Source organism: Corynebacterium glutamicum ATCC 13032 (assembly GCF_000011325.1).
Taxonomy (GTDB): domain Bacteria; phylum Actinomycetota; class Actinomycetes; order Mycobacteriales; family Mycobacteriaceae; genus Corynebacterium; species Corynebacterium glutamicum.
On sequence record NC_003450.3, the window covers coordinates 2,789,439 to 2,807,412 of the forward strand.

Here is a 17,974-nt window from a genome sequence, read left to right on the forward strand (position 1 = left end):
AAAATTAAAGAACTTCCAATCTGAAGGAAACTCCCGCTACCCTGCAGCCTTACCGACAAGCCCCCTCAGCTTCGCCTCAAACTTGTCACTAACAGCCAAAACAGCGAAACTCGTGGCCCAGAAATCTCCGTCATCCAGAAAAGCTTCGTCATTAAAACCAATGCTTCCATAGCGGGAATCGTGTTGGGAAGCTGGTTGAAAAAATACGATAACCGTGCCCTCACGCGCATACGCTGGAACGCCGTCTCGCACCTGAGGATCAAGGTGTGGCGCTTCATCCTTAACAACCCTGTGCAACAACTCCGCGATCTGTCGATCAAGCCCCTCCAACGACTCAATCAACGAGACACAATCTGCCGCCTCACGTTCTTTCTCTTTGGTGCCGGTCCCTCCAGCACCCTCCGCTCTCAATTCAGCAGCACGCAGCTTTAACGCTTGTAGCTCAGCAGCACTAATACCCTGGGCCATCTGGCTCTCCCTGTCATCGATTAGTTTCAACTTTTCAGTTCGATCCTAGGGTAACGATTTTAGGAGGATTCGCCTAGGGAAATTAGCCCTAATCATTCATATTGAATTTCGCCCCACCTGCCAGGCTTTCGATCCTGGACCGAGCTCAATGCCGAGCAGTGCAAAGTTTAACTCAAGATCTTAGAATGTTGCATATTGTTTTTTAGTTGTGTTGCATATTAAAACAATTTTTCATAACTTACATCCATGACAACAAATCAAGAAAAGTATCCAATCAGCGATCTAGTTCGCAACCAGCGCCGAACCCTCGACATGAATCAAGAGCATCTAGCTAAAGCCATAGACAAAACCCGATTCTGGGTAATCGACCTCGAAAAAGGAATATCCCGGAGAACCGGTGAACCATTCACCGTCGATCCAATGATGTGTATGAAGCTTGCAGAGGCTCTCGACCTTGATCCAGTAGAGGTTTTAAGTGCAGCGAAAGTTCCCGAATCTGAATGGCCAAATTTTTCGAAGATCATCTCCCAAAGTGACTATGTGAAGCATGTAGACATAACAAGACTGACCGTCCGCCAGCAAGATCTAGTCATCAATCTGGTCAACGAATTTAAGGAGCTTAATTTGAACACGCCATATGAAAAGTGACTAATTTCAACCCAAACGGGAGCCTAAGTGAAATGAAATAATCCCCTCACCAACTGGCGACATTCAAACACCGTTTCATTTCCAAACATCGAGCCAAGGGAAAAGAAAGCCCCTAAGCCCCGTGTTATTAAATGGAGACTTTTTGGAGACCTCAAGCCAAAAAGGGGCATTTTCATTAAGAAAATACCCCTTTGACCTGGTGTTATTGAGCTGGAGAAGAGACTTGAACTCTCAACCTACGCATTACAAGTGCGTTGCGCTGCCAATTGCGCCACTCCAGCACCGCAGATGCTGATGATCAACAACTACGAATACGTATCTTAGCGTATGTGTACATCACAATGGAATTCGGGGCTAGAGTATCTGGTGAACCGTGCATAAACGACCTGTGATTGGACTCTTTTTCCTTGCAAAATGTTTTCCAGCGGATGTTGAGTTTTGCGACCCTTCGTGGCCGCATTTCAACAGTTGACGCTGCAAAAGCCGCACCTCCGCCATCGCCACTAGCCCCGATTGATCTCACTGACCATAGTCAAGTGGCCGGTGTGATGAATTTGGCTGCGAGAATTGGCGATATTTTGCTTTCTTCAGGTACGTCAAATAGTGACACCAAGGTACAAGTTCGAGCAGTGACCTCTGCGTACGGTTTGTACTACACGCACGTGGATATCACGTTGAATACGATCACCATCTTCACCAACATCGGTGTGGAGAGGAAGATGCCGGTCAACGTGTTTCATGTTGTAGGCAAGTTGGACACCAACTTCTCCAAACTGTCTGAGGTTGACCGTTTGATCCGTTCCATTCAGGCTGGTGCGACCCCGCCTGAGGTTGCCGAGAAAATCCTGGACGAGTTGGAGCAATCCCCTGCGTCTTATGGTTTCCCTGTTGCGTTGCTTGGCTGGGCAATGATGGGTGGTGCTGTTGCTGTGCTGTTGGGTGGTGGATGGCAGGTTTCCCTAATTGCTTTTATTACCGCGTTCACGATCATTGCCACGACGTCATTTTTGGGAAAGAAGGGTTTGCCTACTTTCTTCCAAAATGTTGTTGGTGGTTTTATTGCCACGCTGCCTGCATCGATTGCTTATTCTTTGGCGTTGCAATTTGGTCTTGAGATCAAACCGAGCCAGATCATCGCATCTGGAATTGTTGTGCTGTTGGCAGGTTTGACACTCGTGCAATCTCTGCAGGACGGCATCACGGGCGCTCCGGTGACAGCAAGTGCACGATTTTTCGAAACACTCCTGTTTACCGGCGGCATTGTTGCTGGCGTGGGTTTGGGCATTCAGCTTTCTGAAATCTTGCATGTCATGTTGCCTGCCATGGAGTCCGCTGCAGCACCTAATTATTCGTCTACATTCGCCCGCATTATCGCTGGTGGCGTCACCGCAGCGGCCTTCGCAGTGGGTTGTTACGCGGAGTGGTCCTCGGTGATTATTGCGGGGCTTACTGCGCTGATGGGTTCTGCGTTTTATTACCTCTTCGTTGTTTATTTAGGCCCCGTCTCTGCCGCTGCGATTGCTGCAACAGCAGTTGGTTTCACTGGTGGTTTGCTTGCCCGTCGATTCTTGATTCCACCGTTGATTGTGGCGATTGCCGGCATCACACCAATGCTTCCAGGTCTAGCAATTTACCGCGGAATGTACGCCACCCTGAATGATCAAACACTCATGGGTTTCACCAACATTGCGGTTGCTTTAGCCACTGCTTCATCACTTGCCGCTGGCGTGGTTTTGGGTGAGTGGATTGCCCGCAGGCTACGTCGTCCACCACGCTTCAACCCATACCGTGCATTTACCAAGGCGAATGAGTTCTCCTTCCAGGAGGAAGCTGAGCAGAATCAGCGCCGGCAGAGAAAACGTCCAAAGACTAATCAGAGATTCGGTAATAAAAGGTAAAAATCAACCTGCTTAGGCGTCTTTCGCTTAAATAGCGTAGAATATCGGGTCGATCGCTTTTAAACACTCAGGAGGATCCTTGCCGGCCAAAATCACGGACACTCGTCCCACCCCAGAATCCCTTCACGCTGTTGAAGAGGAAACCGCAGCCGGTGCCCGCAGGATTGTTGCCACCTATTCTAAGGACTTCTTCGACGGCGTCACTTTGATGTGCATGCTCGGCGTTGAACCTCAGGGCCTGCGTTACACCAAGGTCGCTTCTGAACACGAGGAAGCTCAGCCAAAGAAGGCTACAAAGCGGACTCGTAAGGCACCAGCTAAGAAGGCTGCTGCTAAGAAAACGACCAAGAAGACCACTAAGAAAACTACTAAAAAGACCACCGCAAAGAAGACCACAAAGAAGTCTTAAGCCGGATCTTATATGGATGATTCCAATAGCTTTGTAGTTGTTGCTAACCGTCTGCCAGTGGATATGACTGTCCACCCAGATGGTAGCTATAGCATCTCCCCCAGCCCCGGTGGCCTTGTCACGGGGCTTTCCCCCGTTCTGGAACAACATCGTGGATGTTGGGTCGGATGGCCTGGAACTGTAGATGTTGCACCCGAACCATTTCGAACAGATACGGGTGTTTTGCTGCACCCTGTTGTCCTCACTGCAAGTGACTATGAAGGCTTCTACGAGGGCTTTTCAAACGCAACGCTGTGGCCTCTTTTCCACGATCTGATTGTTACTCCGGTGTACAACACCGATTGGTGGCATGCGTTTCGGGAGGTAAACCTCAAGTTCGCTGAAGCCGTGAGCCAAGTGGCGGCACACGGTGCCACTGTGTGGGTGCAGGACTATCAGCTGTTGCTGGTTCCTGGCATTTTGCGCCAGATGCGCCCTGATTTGAAGATCGGTTTCTTCCTCCACATTCCCTTCCCTTCCCCTGATCTGTTCCGTCAGCTGCCGTGGCGTGAAGAGATTGTTCGAGGCATGCTGGGCGCAGATTTGGTGGGATTCCATTTGGTTCAAAACGCAGAAAACTTCCTTGCGTTAACCCAGCAGGTTGCCGGCACTGCCGGGTCTCATGTGGGTCAGCCGGACACCTTGCAGGTCAGTGGTGAAGCATTGGTGCGTGAGATTGGCGCTCATGTTGAAACCGCTGACGGAAGGCGAGTTAGCGTCGGGGCGTTCCCGATCTCGATTGATGTTGAAATGTTTGGGGAGGCGTCGAAAAGCGCCGTTCTTGATCTTTTAAAAACGCTCGACGAGCCGGAAACCGTATTCCTGGGCGTTGACCGACTGGACTACACCAAGGGCATTTTGCAGCGCCTGCTTGCGTTTGAGGAACTGCTGGAATCCGGCGCGTTGGAGGCCGACAAAGCTGTGTTGCTGCAGGTCGCGACGCCTTCGCGTGAGCGCATTGATCACTATCGTGTGTCGCGTTCGCAGGTCGAGGAAGCCGTCGGCCGTATCAATGGTCGTTTCGGTCGCATGGGGCGTCCCGTGGTGCATTATCTACACAGGTCATTGAGCAAAAATGATCTCCAGGTGCTGTATACCGCAGCCGATGTCATGCTGGTTACGCCTTTTAAAGACGGTATGAACTTGGTGGCTAAAGAATTCGTGGCCAACCACCGCGACGGCACTGGTGCTTTGGTGCTGTCCGAATTTGCCGGCGCGGCCACTGAGCTGACCGGTGCGTATTTATGCAACCCATTTGATGTGGAATCCATCAAACGGCAAATGGTGGCAGCTGTCCATGATTTGAAGCACAATCCGGAATCTGCGGCAACGCGAATGAAAACGAACAGCGAGCAGGTCTATACCCACGACGTCAACGTGTGGGCTAATAGTTTCCTGGATTGTTTGGCACAGTCGGGAGAAAACTCATGAACCGCGCACGAATCGCGACCATAGGCGTTCTTCCGCTTGCTTTACTGCTGGCGTCCTGTGGTTCAGACACCGTGGAAATGACAGATTCCACCTGGTTGGTGACCAATATTTACACCGATCCAGATGAGTCGAATTCGATCAGTAATCTTGTCATTTCCCAGCCCAGCTTAGATTTTGGCAATTCTTCCCTGTCTGGTTTCACTGGCTGTGTGCCTTTTACGGGGCGTGCGGAATTCTTCCAAAATGGTGAGCAAAGCTCTGTTCTGGATGCCGATTATGTGACCTTGTCTTCCCTGGATTTCGATAAACTTCCCGATGATTGCCAAGGACAAGAACTCAAAGTTCATAACGAGCTGGTTGATCTTCTGCCTGGTTCTTTTGAAATCTCCAGGACTTCTGGTTCAGAAATCTTGCTGACTAGCGATGTCGATGAACTCGATCGGCCAGCAATCCGCTTGGTGTCCTGGATCGCGCCGACATCTTAAGGTGCCAGGGCTTTAAAGTGCCAGGGGTTCTGTGGGATCCGTACACTGGTTCCCATGACTTTGACTATTGAGGAAATCGCCAAGACCAAAAAGCTTTTGGTTGTGTCCGATTTTGATGGAACCATCGCAGGATTTAGCAAGGACGCTTACAACGTTCCTATCAACCAGAAATCCCTCAAGGCGGTAAAAGACCTCTCCCAACAAGCAGACACTGATGTTGTCATTTTGTCGGGACGTCACCTGGAGGGATTGAAGACGGTTCTTGATCTTGGTCAGTACGACATCACCATGGTGGGTTCACACGGTTCTGAGGATTCCTCCCGCCCGCGTACCCTCACTCCTGAAGAGGTAGCTCGCCTCGCCAAGATTGAAGCAGATCTGGAAAAGATCGTCGACGGCATCGAAGGCGCATTCGTGGAGATCAAGCCTTTCCACCGCGTGCTGCACTTCATCCGTGTTTCCGACAAGGACAAAGTCCAAGGAATCCTCGCCCAAGCAGCACACGTAGACTCTTCCGGCCTGAAGGTTACTAACGGCAAGAGCATCATCGAATACTCCATCAGCTCCACCACCAAGGGCACCTGGCTGAAGGAATACGTTGACCGCACCGAGCCCACTGGTGTGATTTTCCTCGGCGATGACACCACCGATGAGCACGGTTTCAAAGCTTTAGAAAACGATGATCGTGCCCTAACCGTCAAGGTTGGCGAAGGAGACACTGCAGCCAAAACCCGCGTCGACGATGTTGATAATGTGGGAATTTTCCTAGAGAAACTCGCCTACCACCGCATGCAGTATGCGGAAAGCGTGCGATTGGGGATTTAAGAGAGCCTAAACGCACGAAAAGTGCCACAAGCCTAGATTGGCGCAACCGTGGAACCTGGGTGGAAGGAAGTTTCCAATTCCACTTCTGGTTCCACGTATTCTTTGTCAATCATTTTCAACAGTGTTTCGCCGGCTTTGAACCCTTTGAGTTTGTTGGGTTGGATGACGGTGGTGAGATCCCGTGCGAGTGCCATGTGGGTGCCATCGAAACCAGTGAGGGATAGATCTGCAGGCGCTGATTTACCTACGCTTTTAAGGTATTCCAGAACGCCGAATGCCAGTGCATCGACGGTACAGAGTACTGCGGTGAGGTCTGGGTGTGTTTCTAGAAGTTCTTTGGCCACTTCGAAGTTGTGTTGGCGGTTGTTGATCCAGCATTCCATGATCGGCACGGTGCCGGGATCGATTCCCGCTTCGATAAAGACTTCCATGGCACCCCTGACTCGGTCGCGTTGTACCTGGTATTGGGCGTTTTCGAGGCGCTCGCGGGTGACTTCGCCGTCGTTGTTTGCGCGGTCTAGGCGGATGGACAGGATGCCGATTTTGCGGTGGCCGGCGTCGATTAGCGCTTGAGCTGCAGGGGCGATGGCTTTGCGGTTATTTGGGGCAATAAACGGCATGCCTTCTTCGCGTGCAGGCTGGTCGGCGATGACTGCGGGCAAACCACGGGCACGGATGGCATCGATGTGTGGATCACCCTTGGCAACGGAGTAAATAACCACTCCGTCAACTGCAGCGTTGTTGACTAATTGTTGAGCCGAGACATGGTCAACGCTGCTCGCGGGCGAGGCAGGAATCAGCGTTAGTTGGGTGTCTCCAGCAGCTTGAGCCACCCCGGCAAGAAAGTCCACGGAGGCCATATCTTCGAAGGCATAAGTGAGGTCCTCAGTAAGCAGCACTCCGATTGCGCCTGCTCTGCGTGTACGAAGGCTGCGGGCCACCGGATCAGGGCCGAGATAGCCCATATCTTCAGCGGTGTCGAGGATGCGTTGGCGAAGTTCTGCGGAGAGTTGCTCCGGCCGGTTGTAGGCGTTGGACACTGTGGTCCTTGAGATACCTAGTTTCGCGGCGATGGACGCGAGGGTTCCGTATTGTTGTTTCCTACCCATAATCATTTCAATCTACCAGTTACCCCTATGGCGTATCCGAGGTCTAACGCGATTTTGCGATTTTCAATAAGTTTTCATGTTGACATCCTTTTTCAATAAGCATTTAATGGCAGGTATGAAAAAGCTTCTTTGGACACTCCCCATCCTCCCACTGGTACTAGCTGGCTGCTCAACTGGATCAGCAGATTCCGCGGATTCCACCAACGCTGCCGGATCCAATTCCCTTAAAGTGGTCACCTCCACCCAGGTGTGGGCTGACGTCGCCGAAGCTGTCGCCCCAGATGTAGACATTGAAGCAATTATTACCGGTGGCGACATCGACCCTCATTCCTTCGAGCCTTCCGCTACCGATATGGCTAAAGTTTCCGAAGCTGACATCATTATCGTCGGTGGCGGCGGCTATGATTCCTGGCTCTACGGCACCTTGGAAGACGATGATCGCATCATCCACGCATTGGATCTCTCAGAGCATGACCACAGCGAGCATGATGATCACGAGCACGAAGCCGAAGAAGCCCACGAACACGACCACGATGAAGAGGGCCACGATCATGACGTCGACAACGAGCACGTCTGGTACTCCACTGAATACGTCTCTGAGGTAGCTGAAGAGTTCGCAGAAAAAGTCACCGAGCTTGATCCCGAGGCACAGGCCGATGCAACGGCTGTGACCACCAAGATGGACGAGCTGCACAATCAGATTCACGATCTTCCAGCAGTTCGCATTGCTCAGACCGAGCCGATCGCCGATCACATTTTGTCCCACTCCGACATGGTGGAATCCACCCCTGAGGGTTACCGCGCAACCACGTTGAGCGAGAGCGAGCCAACCGCAGCAGATGTTGCGTCGTTCCAGGATGCAATTAACAACGGTGACCTCGATGTTTTGATCTACAACCCACAGTCCGCGTCGACTGTCGCGACCAGCTTGAAGGATTTGGCAGAAGAAAAAGGCATCCCAGTTGTTGAGATCTATGAGACCCCTCAAAACACCGAGAATTTCCTCGATGCATTCACCAAGGCAGTTGATGATCTCACCGCTGCCACTAACCAGGTTTAGAATTATTTAAATGCTGTTGACTTTCAATGATGCTGCGGTGGATCCCCTCTGGAGGGGCCTGAATTTAGAGCTCCGACAGGGGGAATTTCTTGCGGTTTTAGGCCCCAACGGCGTGGGAAAATCCACGCTCATCGGTACGATTTTGGGCACCCGAAAACTCACCCACGGTTCGGTTAAAACTGATGCCCGGGTGGGTTATATTCCGCAACAACGAATTTTCGATGTCCCGTTGCGTGCCCGCGATATGGTTTCGCTGTCCGCGGCGCATGGCGTGGTTTCCAAAAGGGGACCCGCGAAGGGTGACGTCGATAAGCTTCTTGCCCGCGTGGGCGCTTCCGGAATCGCCGATCGACGCGTCGGCGAGCTCTCCGGCGGGCAGCAGCAGCTCGTCCGCCAAGCCCAGGCCCTTGCCACGCGCCCGCAATTATTGCTTGCCGACGAACCCCTCCTCAGCCTTGACCCCGGCGTCGCGCAGCGCACGGTGTCCCTATTTGGTGAATTGAAGGCCGAAGGCGTCGGCGTTGTTGTGGTCACCCACGATGTCAATCCACTAATGGGCCTGGTAGATCGCATTTTGTACCTCGCCCCCAACGGCCACACCATCGGCACGGTTGGCGATGTCATGCAGTCCGAAAAACTCAGCGAACTCTACAACGCACCCGTCACGGTGGCTCGCATCAACGACAGAATCGTGGTGGTTTAAGTGGATCTATCCACCTGGCTTTCCGACACCCAATATCTCATCAGCGTCGATTTCGTCCAGCACGCACTCATCGCCTCCGCGCTGTTGGGCCTGCTCTCCGGTGTGATCGCGCCGCTCATCGTGGTGCGCCAACAGTCCTTCGCAGTCCACGGCACCGCCGAACTCGCCCTCATGGGAGCCGCCGCCGCGCTGCTCTTCGGATTGAATGTAGGCGGCGGTGCAGTGATCGGTTCCGTGGTCGCCGCGATCCTACTGGCATTACTCGGCATGAAACAACAAGATTCCGCCGTCGGTGCCGTGATGAGTTTCGGACTCGGTCTGTCCGTGCTGTTCATTCACCTCTACCCCGGCCGAAGCTCCACCGCGTTCTCCCTGCTCACAGGGCAAATCGTTGGTGTTTCCTCATCATCGCTGTGGATCCTTGTGGCAGTCACCGTGATCGTGGTTAGCGCCGTGGTGATTTTCTGGCGCCCGCTGCTTTTCGCCAGCGCCGATCCGATCATGGCGCAGGCCTCCGGAGTAAACGTCCGATTCATCGCCGTTGCCTTCGCAGTTCTGGTTGGCCTCACCACGTCCCAGTCCGTGCAGATTGTCGGTGCGCTGCTGGTCATGGCATTGCTGATCACTCCCGGCGCGGCCGCTGTGGCGGTGACCGCCAATCCAGTGAAAGCCGTGGTGCTGGCAGTCATCTTCGCGGAAGTATCGGCTGTCGGTGGCCTGCTATTGTCGCTAGCGCCTGGTTTGCCGGTGAGTGTTTTTGTCACCACCATCTCTTTTGTGATTTACCTGGTCTGCCGCCTGATCGGTTGGCTCCGCGGCCGTGGAGCTCAGCGTGACGAAGATGCTTATCGACGCCGCCAGCACGATCACCACCCTCACTAGGCGTTTCGAAGTCCTATTTCAAGGGTCCACTTAAAAGGGGAAACCAGACTGTTTTGTGTCAGAGGGTTGTGCACACTCAGTGTCATGACCTTATGCACACTTAATGCCATGACCTTGTGCATGCATAGTGTCATGACCTTGTGCACACCCCAGACCTACACCACAGGCATAGTCCTAGGCTGCTCACAATTGACATCATGCCTAAACCCCTACCCCCAGAAACCCGACGCAAGATCATCGATTTCGATCCGTTCGCACCGAACAGCCCCTCGATCGAAGAGTTCTGCAGTCGGCTAAAAATATCGCGGCGCAGCTTCTACAACATCCGCAACCGATACCAACAAGACGCCAACGCAGCACTGCATCCACACTCCAGCGCCCCAATCACCGCCCGGCGAACGTACGATGAATCCATCACCAGCACCTTGCTGTCCATCCGCGCACGCCTGAAAGCCCAAGGATGGGAGTACGGCCCGATCTCTATTCGATTCGAAGGCATCTCCACCGGGGAACTGACTGCACCGATTCCATCTGTTTCAACCATTGCTCGTTTGTTACGCGCCGCAGGAGCTGTTGAAAGTAACCCTAAGAAGCGACCGAAGTCGTCGGTGGTGAGGTTTCAACGAGGTCAAGCCATGGAAATGTGGCAAATAGATGGTTTCATCTACACACTGCACGATACTGATCTGACTCGGGTAACGATCTATCAAATCCTTGATGATGCCACTCGGTTTGATGTCGGAACCTGTGTCTTCCCCGCGAATGAAAACTCAGTCGATGCCCGAACAGCGCTAGAACAAGCGATTGCTCATTTCGGTGCCCCGCATGAATTACTCAGTGATAACGGCTCAGCGTTTAACCGGATGCGGCAAGGATACGTCGGAAGCTTGGAAAGCTATCTCGCGACGGTGGGGTGTTTAAGCATTACCGGCAAGCCTGGGCATCCTCAAACCCAAGGTAAAAACGAACGCAGCCACCGCACACTATTTCGTTTCCTTCAAGCTCATCAACCACACACACTTGAGGAATGTGCGCACTATATTGAACAGTTCCGCGATCATTACAACAATCGTCGCCCGCATCAGGGGTTGCCGAATAATCTCACCCCGGCCGCGGCCTGGGAGATTGTGGGCTGTGTGGAACAACAACCCCCGATTGATCCCGTCGTGCTTCAACAGCAAGCCGATCACTATGCCCGTCGTCGAATTGAGAAGCAATCAGATGTCCCGCTTGTTCGGCAGGAGGAATCTGTTCCGGTGTCTAAGATGCAGCAGACCGAGCAACGTCGACGGGTACGTCGTTTTGGTAAAAAGCCGGTGGATCCTGATGTGTTTACGTTTGCTGGGAATAATCAGAAGGTGGTGTTCCAGGGGATGCGTATTTCTGTTCCTCGTACGATGAGGGACAGGGAGTTTTATCGGACGGTGACGGCAACTGAGCTTGGTTTCTGGGATGCGATAACCGGGGAGCTTGAGTTGTCGATTCCGTTGCCGGTTGTGGCGATTGCCCGGGGTAAGTCGTATATCAATTCTTACAACATTCGTGGGGTGTGGATGCAACACCCGACACCGTTGTGGCAACGCAAACGTGATGAGGCTGAGAAGCGATTCAAGTCGATAGATCCGGGGGATCTTCTGCGCTAGAAACTTGTCCCGAGGGGCTGGGTTGGTGTGCACACTGCTGTGGCTTTGTGTGTGCACAACCTAGTGGGATAGGGCGTGCACAAGGATATGACATTGGGTGTGCACAACGTGCTGACACTTTACAAGGGGAAACCAGACAGGCGTGACAAAAATCTAGATTTCCGCCAGGTTTTGGCACGCCTGTCCGGTTTAGGGGATTGGAAACCGGACACACGTGACAGAACTTCGAGTTTTTCGCCAATCTTGTCACGCCTGTCTGGTTTGCCTCGAGAAGGGTGATTTCACGGCCAAGACTTCTAAAAGTTCGACCTCACAGAATCGCTTCTAAGGGCCTAAAGCTGCTCTCCCCAGAACTCACTACCCATATGGAAATCTCGACGCCTTAAACGCCTATGTTTCGAGGTTGCTTCTTAACAGCGATTTCACGGTTCCAATACCTCAAGCTCAATTTCTCAGCGGCGATTTCGCTCGGTTTTCCCCGGTTTTCCGACCGAAATCGCTGTTAAGAAATCGACATTTAGGAGTTAGCCAGTTCTTTGCCCGCGATGTATCCGAATGCCAGCGCTGGGCCAAGGTTGATGCCACCTGCTGGGTAGAAACCACCCATGATGGAGGCACGATCGTTGCCTGCGGTGTAGAGGCCATCGATGATCGTGTCGTCATCGCGGAGAACTCGTGATTTTCCATCGGCTTTGATGCCATCGAAGGTGCCAAACGAACCCGGAACAACTTTCACAGCGTAGAACGGGCCCTTTTCGATTGGTGCGAGTGATGGGTTGGGGCCGATCTTGGGGTCGCCACCGTACTTGTTGAATGAAGTGGATCCGCGACCGAATTCTGGGTCTTCGCCCCGGCGCGCGTTTTCATTGAATTCCGTGACGGTGGCGCGCAAACCTGCAGGATCAATGCCACATTTTTGGGCTAGTTCCTCGATGGTTTTGCCCTTTACCAAGTATCCAGAACGCAGGTATGGGGTGAGTGGTACGGGTAGTGGCTTGGCCATTCCCAGTGGGTATTTGCGCACGAAGGTGGAGTCGGCGATCTGCCAGGATGCAACTGGTTCGCCTTCGGGGGCTGCTTTCAGCATGGCGTCAACGTAGTCGTAGTAGCCGTTGGCTTCATTGACGAATCGCTTACCTGTGGAGACAACACCGATGGAGCCTGGTTTTGCGCGGTCCATGATGTGGGGGAAGGTGCCGACTTTTCCGTTGAAGTATGGGACCAATGAAACAGGGCACCATGCTGCTGGGGATTTCAGGTCGTTGACAAAACCTGCACCGATTTCCCGAGCCATGGATAGTCCGTCGCCGGTGGTTTCTGCTGGCGCGAGGGTCCAGTGTTCTTGACCTGATGGGGTGCGTGGGAAGAGTTCCTTGCGCAGGTCAACGTTGTTGGGGAATCCACCAGTGGCGAGCACGACGCCGGCAGTGGCTTCGAAATCTACCAAGCCCTGTGGGGTTTGTACTTTCACGCCGGTAACGCGGTCGTTTTTGTAATTCAACGACACTGCGGAGTGATTGACCAGGAGATCAACGCCCAGCTTGTCTGCAGAGGTAGCCAGTCGAGCGGTGAGTGCTGCACCGTTGACCATCTGCATATTGCGTTTGTGCACGACCATGTCCCACATGTGCACGATGACGCGCCTGGCGGCATGTACCCAACCACGTGGATCGAACTGTGAAGCAGAGAGGAATTTCGTCAGGTCAGGCCCAGCCATGATGCCCATTCCCAGGAAGGAGGTTTCATACAGCTGGTGGCGCAGTTTTGGAAGAACACTCTTGGGTACTTTGCGTCCGTTGAATGGTTTTGGCCCAACGGAGCGGTGTCCAGTGCCAGCACCGGGGAGGTTGCCGTAGATGTCGTTGATTTTCGCGCCGGGGGTCCACTGCAGGTCGGTGTTTTTTTCAAAGAAATCGACCATTTCAGGGGCTGCGTCCAAGAAGGCGGAGATGTTGTCTTCTTGGTAGTACTCCCCCACTACCGCTTGCAGGTAGGTTTGGAATTCTTCTTTGGATTCCACTACTCCGTCTTTGCGCGCAAGGCTGGTTCCAGGAGTCCAAGCCCAACCGCCGGACCAGGTGGTGGCTCCACCGAGTACTGAGGCCTTTTCAATTACAGCGACTTTCTTACCGCCGTAAGCTGCACTGACTGCAGCTGATAATCCGCCAGCGCCGGAACCGACAACGATGACATCATATTGGTGTTTCATTTAGACTGCTTCCTCAATTTTTTCTAACAGAGCTTGGGTGGTGTTGTAGAGGTGGTTGATCCATCCGGCGTCGCCACGAGAGGCTACTTCCCCATCGTTGGGGGTCTCCACGCTGAGTGGGACGTTAGAATCCAGGGCGTTGACAAAGGTCAGGAGGTTTTGTTCACCTTCGCCGGGAGCCAGACGCAGGGAGCGGGATTCTGTAACCAGTCCGTCGAGGTCAGCCGGGCGTTGCAGAGGGCTATCGCAAAGCTGGAGAACTCCTAGAACATCGGTGACGTCGGTGAGTTCTTCTGGGGTGGCTCCGAACCTGGCCATGTGCAAGGTGTCCGCCACGACTTTTCCGCCGGAGTCTCTGGCGATTGCTGCTGCCTGCGGAATGGAATGCACGCTGCGGTAAGAGATTGGCTCTAGGGCTGGGGTGACTCCGAAATCACGGGCATCGTCAACCATGGCACCGATCGTGTCGGTCAGGGGCGCAATGTTGTCATCACCGGCGGCGATGGTGAAGGTTTTAGCTCCCAGTGCTCCGGCGGCTTCTAGTGCGGGAAGCCAGGCCTCGCGGGTGGTGTCTGCGTTTACCTGTAGGAATTCAGTGTCGAGCACATACAGGGCGGTTTCTTTCAACGCTTGTTGGGTTGCAGCCAGCAGTGGGGATCCTGGGGAAAGGTCATATACACGTTCGTTGGGGGTTACTGCGATGACGCGCAGACCGACAAAGGAGAAACCAGTGGCAGCTGCGAGGCGCACTAGTTGATCAGGTGGTGTGGACAGGGAGGATAAAGGTGCAAGACCGATTTGGCGTGACGTTTTAAAAGCTTCCGTTAGATCAAAGAGACCGGCTGGTGGGTGGCTGCTGATTCGTAGACACCAAGGAGAACTTTCAGAGCTCTGGTGGCATCGCGGCCGGTGATCAGTGGTGGGCGGCCTTCGTTGAGCGCATCGATAAAGTCTGCGATCTGGGCGGTGTGATACGGGATCAAAGCACCGTTGATGATGGAAAGATCGGCATTGGGATAAAGATCCGCGGGGTGGGATGGGGTGGTTTCGACGGTGTCGTTTTCACTGCGAACAATGAGCCTGCCGTCGGTACCTTCAGGGAATTCCAGGATCGTCATGGTGGCACCCTTTGTTCCCATCACCTGCACTTGTGCGCCGAGTGCTGGCTCTGCGGCGGTGGTGGCTGAAATTGTGGCCAACGCGCCCGATTCAAAACGCACAGTGGCAACGGCGCTGTCTTCGACTTCGATGTTGTCGCCGTGTTTGAAGGAGTTGGTGTAGCCGAAAACTTCCACGGGTTCGCCCAACAGCCAGTACAAAAGATCGATGTAGTGGATGGCTTGAGTCATGAGCACTCCACCGCCATCGGCTGCCCAGGTTCCTCGCCATGGGGTTGCTGTGTAATAGGAATGCTCTCGGTAAAGCGCTACCGTGCATTGGCCCATGACGGCTCCTTTTTCATTTTTTGAGCCGCGGGCCAGAAGCGGCGCTGGAAGAGCACGCCAAGTTGGACCCCTGCGGACTCGCAGGCATCGATCATGCGCTGTGCGGAATCGAGTTCGATGGCGATTGGCTTCTCACAAAGCACGTGCACTCCGGCGGCAGCAGCGGCGAGGACCACTGTTTCGTGGGTTGGATGTGGGGTGCAGACTGCGACAATGTCCACCCCGGAGGCGAGGATCTCATCGACAGACGTGAAACTGGGAGAAATTCCATATTTCGCTGCGGTTTCCGATGCTTTCGCACCATCCACATCACAGACTGCGCTGACTTCTGCGCCGGGGATTGCCTGAACTGCTTCGATATGGTTTCGGCTGATTGCACCGCAACCGATGATGCCGACTTTCCAGATCTTGTCAGACATTATTTCTTCCCTAGATCTTCAAGCTTGGTGAAGGCGGTTTCCTTGGTGGTCAAAATAACTGCGGCAGACAGTGCGATTGCGCCGATGATGAATCCCGCAACAGCTTCCCAACCGTTCCATGCGTACAGGGCGGTGGCGATGGTTGGTGCGAAACCAACGATGATCAGACCGAGCTGGTTGCCCATAGCCATGCCGGTGTAGCGCACGGAAGATGCGAACATTTCTGGGAAGAAAATGGTCCACACGCCGTTCCAGCAGGAGTAGAACAAACCTTGGTTGACCAAGCACAGTGCGAAGATCAGCACAAGGTCAGCTTCAGAGATTGCCTGGAAGTAGAAGTAGGTGGTGATTGCACAGGTGATGGCCCCGAACAGCAAGACTGGCTTGCGGCCAATGCGGTCAGAGACCCACGCGGCCAAAGGAATCGTTCCGATGGAAAGCCCCAGCGCGATGGTGTTCACCATCACCATGAAGGAACGATCGATGCCGATTTCGTTGGCGGCGTATGCCAGTGCGTAAACGTTGAAAGTGGTCTGAACAACGGCGAAGAAGGTGATCAGGAAAACTCGTGCGACATCAATGCCCTGGGTGCGCAGCACAGCCAAAGCCGGAGCGCCTGCGTCCTCTTCGGCCTTCTCAGTTGATGCTTCCTCCAGTCGGGTGCGCACGAAGTATGCGACAACTAAAACCAGTGCGGAAAGCAGGAAAGGTACGCGCCAGCCCCATGACATGAGGTGTTCTTCCGGCAGCATCAAGAACGGGATAAATACCAAGCCAGCCAGGACGTTTCCAACTGAGCAACCCGCCATCACCGATGAGGTGAAGAATCCACGCTTGCCTTCAGGAGAATGTTCCATGGTCAGTGTGGATGCACCTGCAGCTTCTGCGACTGCAGAGAATCCCTATGCGATGCGGGCGATCATCAACAGCACGGTCGCCCAAATGCCGATCTGTCCGTAGGTGGGCAGAAGTCCGATGGAAATGGAGGCGATACCCATGATCATCAACGTCACCATGAGGGCGGTTTTGCGACTGATCTTATCGCCAACATGTCCCATCACCAGACCACCGATGGGGCGCGCAATGTACGCAACACCGAATGAGGCGAGAGAGCCGATCGTCGCGACGACTGGGTCGCCCTGTGGGAAGAAGAGGTGATTGAACAGCAGCGCGGAGGCGGTGCCGTAAATGACAAAGTCGTAGTACTCCAGAGTCGAACCCAAAAGTGACGCCAAGGCGGCTTTCTTTGGGGACTTTGCTGGGCTTTCTGCCTCACGCAGCTTCAAAGATGCAGTTTCAGGAGCGGCGGTTGCGGTCCTCACGGTTTCCATGTGATCACCCTTTCTCATTAAGAATCATGAACTTAATCACGTTTAATGTTCTTTAGAATAGGTGTCACAAACACACAACCAAGTTCTTCCCATTCAATGGGAAGAGGTGGGTGTAGGGGCATTCACGCCAAATGGGCGCGTTCGAAATGCGAACTTAATATAGAGAGTCTTTTTGTAGCCTTACGCTGAGCTTTTGGCATGCATCAAGCACCACAGAAACCGCCTGATTCACATCAATTTCATCGTTCCTCGCCACTACCCCCACTGATGCCCGAACAACCCCTTTTCGATCAAAAACCGGAGCCGCAACCGCCGTATTCTCCGGAATCAGACCACCCACAAATACAAAATGCCCCGTCGCGCGAATTTCCGGGAGCATCGCAGCTACAGCAGCACCATCCGTAATATCCCCCGAAATGGAATCCTTAAACGGCGAACTCGTCACTGCCTTAATGGTTTGCGGCGAAGCAAACGCCAACATCACCAACCCCAATGATGTGGTGTGCAAATCCAAACGCCCCGCATGCCTGCCCAAAAGACGCAGCTGACTATCCGTCGAATCGAAACGCTCCACATACAAAATCGTACGATCCACAAAATCCGGCACCGCCAAACACACGTATTGCCCCAGCTCTTCACGCACATCACTCAAGATGGTCTGAGCTTGCAGCCTCATGCGCTCCAAAGGATTCGCCCTCACAAACGTCTCCCACGCATGCGTGCCGATGCCATATTTGCCGTCAGAAAAGCGCTCCAGCAACTTCACCGACGTCAATTCCACGACCAAACGGTGCGCCGTCGAGCTAGGCAAACCACTGCGACGCGCGATTTCCGAGGCCCCAACCTCGCGTTTTCTGCATCAAAGCAGTGCAACACCCGCATGGTGCGTTGCAACACCGTTTCCCCCGATGAAGAATTAGCCATGCCCAAAGTATAGGGAAGCGTCGAAAAGCATTTTGCTTTTCGACGC

At 53.5% G+C, this 17,974-nt stretch carries 15 protein-coding genes, 1 tRNA gene and 2 pseudogenes; 10 read left to right on the forward strand and 8 right to left on the reverse strand.

Going from position 1 to position 17,974, the window contains the following annotated elements:
- Positions 1-36 precede the first annotated feature (36 nt).
- Positions 37-468, reverse strand: a complete 432-nt coding sequence (locus CGL_RS13075) for a hypothetical protein (protein WP_011265982.1) — start codon at positions 466-468, stop codon at positions 37-39.
- A gap of 246 nt (positions 469-714) precedes the next feature.
- On the opposite strand from CGL_RS13075, the gene CGL_RS13080 reads away from it, so the two are divergent.
- Positions 715-1,116, forward strand: a complete 402-nt coding sequence (locus CGL_RS13080; RefSeq protein WP_003853941.1) for a helix-turn-helix domain-containing protein — start codon at positions 715-717, stop codon at positions 1,114-1,116.
- 208 nt (positions 1,117-1,324) lie between these two features.
- Here the strand turns inward: CGL_RS13080 and CGL_RS13085 are convergent.
- Positions 1,325-1,397 (reverse strand) — tRNA-Thr (locus CGL_RS13085).
- A 147-nt stretch (positions 1,398-1,544) separates the two neighbouring features.
- Between CGL_RS13085 and thrE the strand changes: the two genes are divergently transcribed.
- The 5 genes from thrE (at position 1,545) to otsB (ending at position 6,203) form a co-directional block, all read left to right on the forward strand.
- The gene (thrE, locus tag CGL_RS13090) at positions 1,545-3,014 is read left to right on the forward strand and encodes a threonine/serine exporter ThrE (protein WP_003853939.1); all 1,470 of its coding nucleotides are present in this window, start codon (positions 1,545-1,547) and stop codon (positions 3,012-3,014) included.
- A gap of 79 nt (positions 3,015-3,093) precedes the next feature.
- Positions 3,094-3,423 carry a hypothetical protein gene (locus tag CGL_RS13095; protein ID WP_003853934.1) on the forward strand — a complete coding sequence of 110 codons (330 nt, stop codon included), beginning with the start codon at positions 3,094-3,096 and terminating at the stop codon, positions 3,421-3,423.
- A 12-nt stretch (positions 3,424-3,435) separates the two neighbouring features.
- A complete protein-coding gene (locus CGL_RS13100) occupies positions 3,436-4,893 on the forward strand; it encodes an alpha,alpha-trehalose-phosphate synthase (UDP-forming) (RefSeq protein ID WP_011015258.1) in 1,458 nt (485 codons plus the stop codon).
- Positions 4,890-5,378 (forward strand): membrane protein, encoded by a 489-nt coding sequence (locus tag CGL_RS13105; protein ID WP_003863057.1) that lies wholly within the window; start codon positions 4,890-4,892, stop codon positions 5,376-5,378. The genes CGL_RS13100 and CGL_RS13105 overlap by 4 nt, the downstream gene beginning before the upstream one ends.
- A gap of 54 nt (positions 5,379-5,432) precedes the next feature.
- A complete protein-coding gene (gene otsB / locus CGL_RS13110; RefSeq protein ID WP_003863055.1) occupies positions 5,433-6,203 on the forward strand; it encodes a trehalose-phosphatase in 771 nt (256 codons plus the stop codon).
- A gap of 32 nt (positions 6,204-6,235) precedes the next feature.
- Here the strand turns inward: otsB and CGL_RS13115 are convergent, their stop codons facing one another.
- Complete coding sequence (locus CGL_RS13115; RefSeq protein ID WP_011015259.1) at positions 6,236-7,318, reverse strand: LacI family DNA-binding transcriptional regulator; 1,083 nt, start codon at positions 7,316-7,318, stop codon at positions 6,236-6,238.
- A gap of 100 nt (positions 7,319-7,418) precedes the next feature.
- On the opposite strand from CGL_RS13115, the gene CGL_RS13120 reads away from it, so the two are divergent.
- The 4 genes from CGL_RS13120 (at position 7,419) to CGL_RS13135 (ending at position 11,600) form a co-directional block, all read left to right on the forward strand.
- Entirely contained in the window at positions 7,419-8,372 is a 954-nt protein-coding gene (locus tag CGL_RS13120; protein WP_011015260.1) for a metal ABC transporter solute-binding protein, read from the forward strand.
- 10 nt (positions 8,373-8,382) lie between these two features.
- Entirely contained in the window at positions 8,383-9,075 is a 693-nt protein-coding gene (locus tag CGL_RS13125) for a metal ABC transporter ATP-binding protein (RefSeq protein WP_011015261.1), read from the forward strand.
- On the forward strand, positions 9,076-9,957 hold the full coding sequence (locus CGL_RS13130) for a metal ABC transporter permease (RefSeq protein WP_011015262.1): 882 nt from the start codon (positions 9,076-9,078) through the stop codon (positions 9,955-9,957).
- Positions 9,958-10,154: 197 nt separating this feature from the next.
- Positions 10,155-11,600, forward strand: a complete 1,446-nt coding sequence (locus CGL_RS13135; RefSeq protein ID WP_011013842.1) for an integrase core domain-containing protein — start codon at positions 10,155-10,157, stop codon at positions 11,598-11,600.
- 517 nt (positions 11,601-12,117) lie between these two features.
- On the opposite strand, the gene CGL_RS13145 is transcribed toward CGL_RS13135, so the two are convergent.
- The 5 genes and pseudogenes from CGL_RS13145 to CGL_RS13170 all read right to left on the reverse strand — a co-directional run bounded on the left by CGL_RS13145 (position 12,118) and on the right by CGL_RS13170 (position 17,815).
- Positions 12,118-13,809, reverse strand: a complete 1,692-nt coding sequence (locus CGL_RS13145; RefSeq protein ID WP_011015264.1) for an FAD-dependent oxidoreductase — start codon at positions 13,807-13,809, stop codon at positions 12,118-12,120.
- Positions 13,810-14,559 carry a TIM barrel protein gene (locus tag CGL_RS13150; protein WP_011015265.1) on the reverse strand — a complete coding sequence of 250 codons (750 nt, stop codon included), beginning with the start codon at positions 14,557-14,559 and terminating at the stop codon, positions 13,810-13,812.
- Positions 14,560-14,633: 74 nt separating this feature from the next.
- Positions 14,634-15,673: pseudogene (locus tag CGL_RS15870) on the reverse strand (Gfo/Idh/MocA family protein).
- Positions 15,673-17,004 (reverse strand): annotated as a pseudogene (locus CGL_RS15875) (MFS transporter). Before CGL_RS15875 ends, CGL_RS15870 begins: the two co-directional pseudogenes overlap by 1 nt.
- Before the next feature lie 154 nt (positions 17,005-17,158).
- On the reverse strand, positions 17,159-17,815 hold the full coding sequence (locus CGL_RS13170; protein ID WP_011015270.1) for an IclR family transcriptional regulator: 657 nt from the start codon (positions 17,813-17,815) through the stop codon (positions 17,159-17,161).
- Between the last annotated feature and the right edge of the window lie 159 nt (positions 17,816-17,974).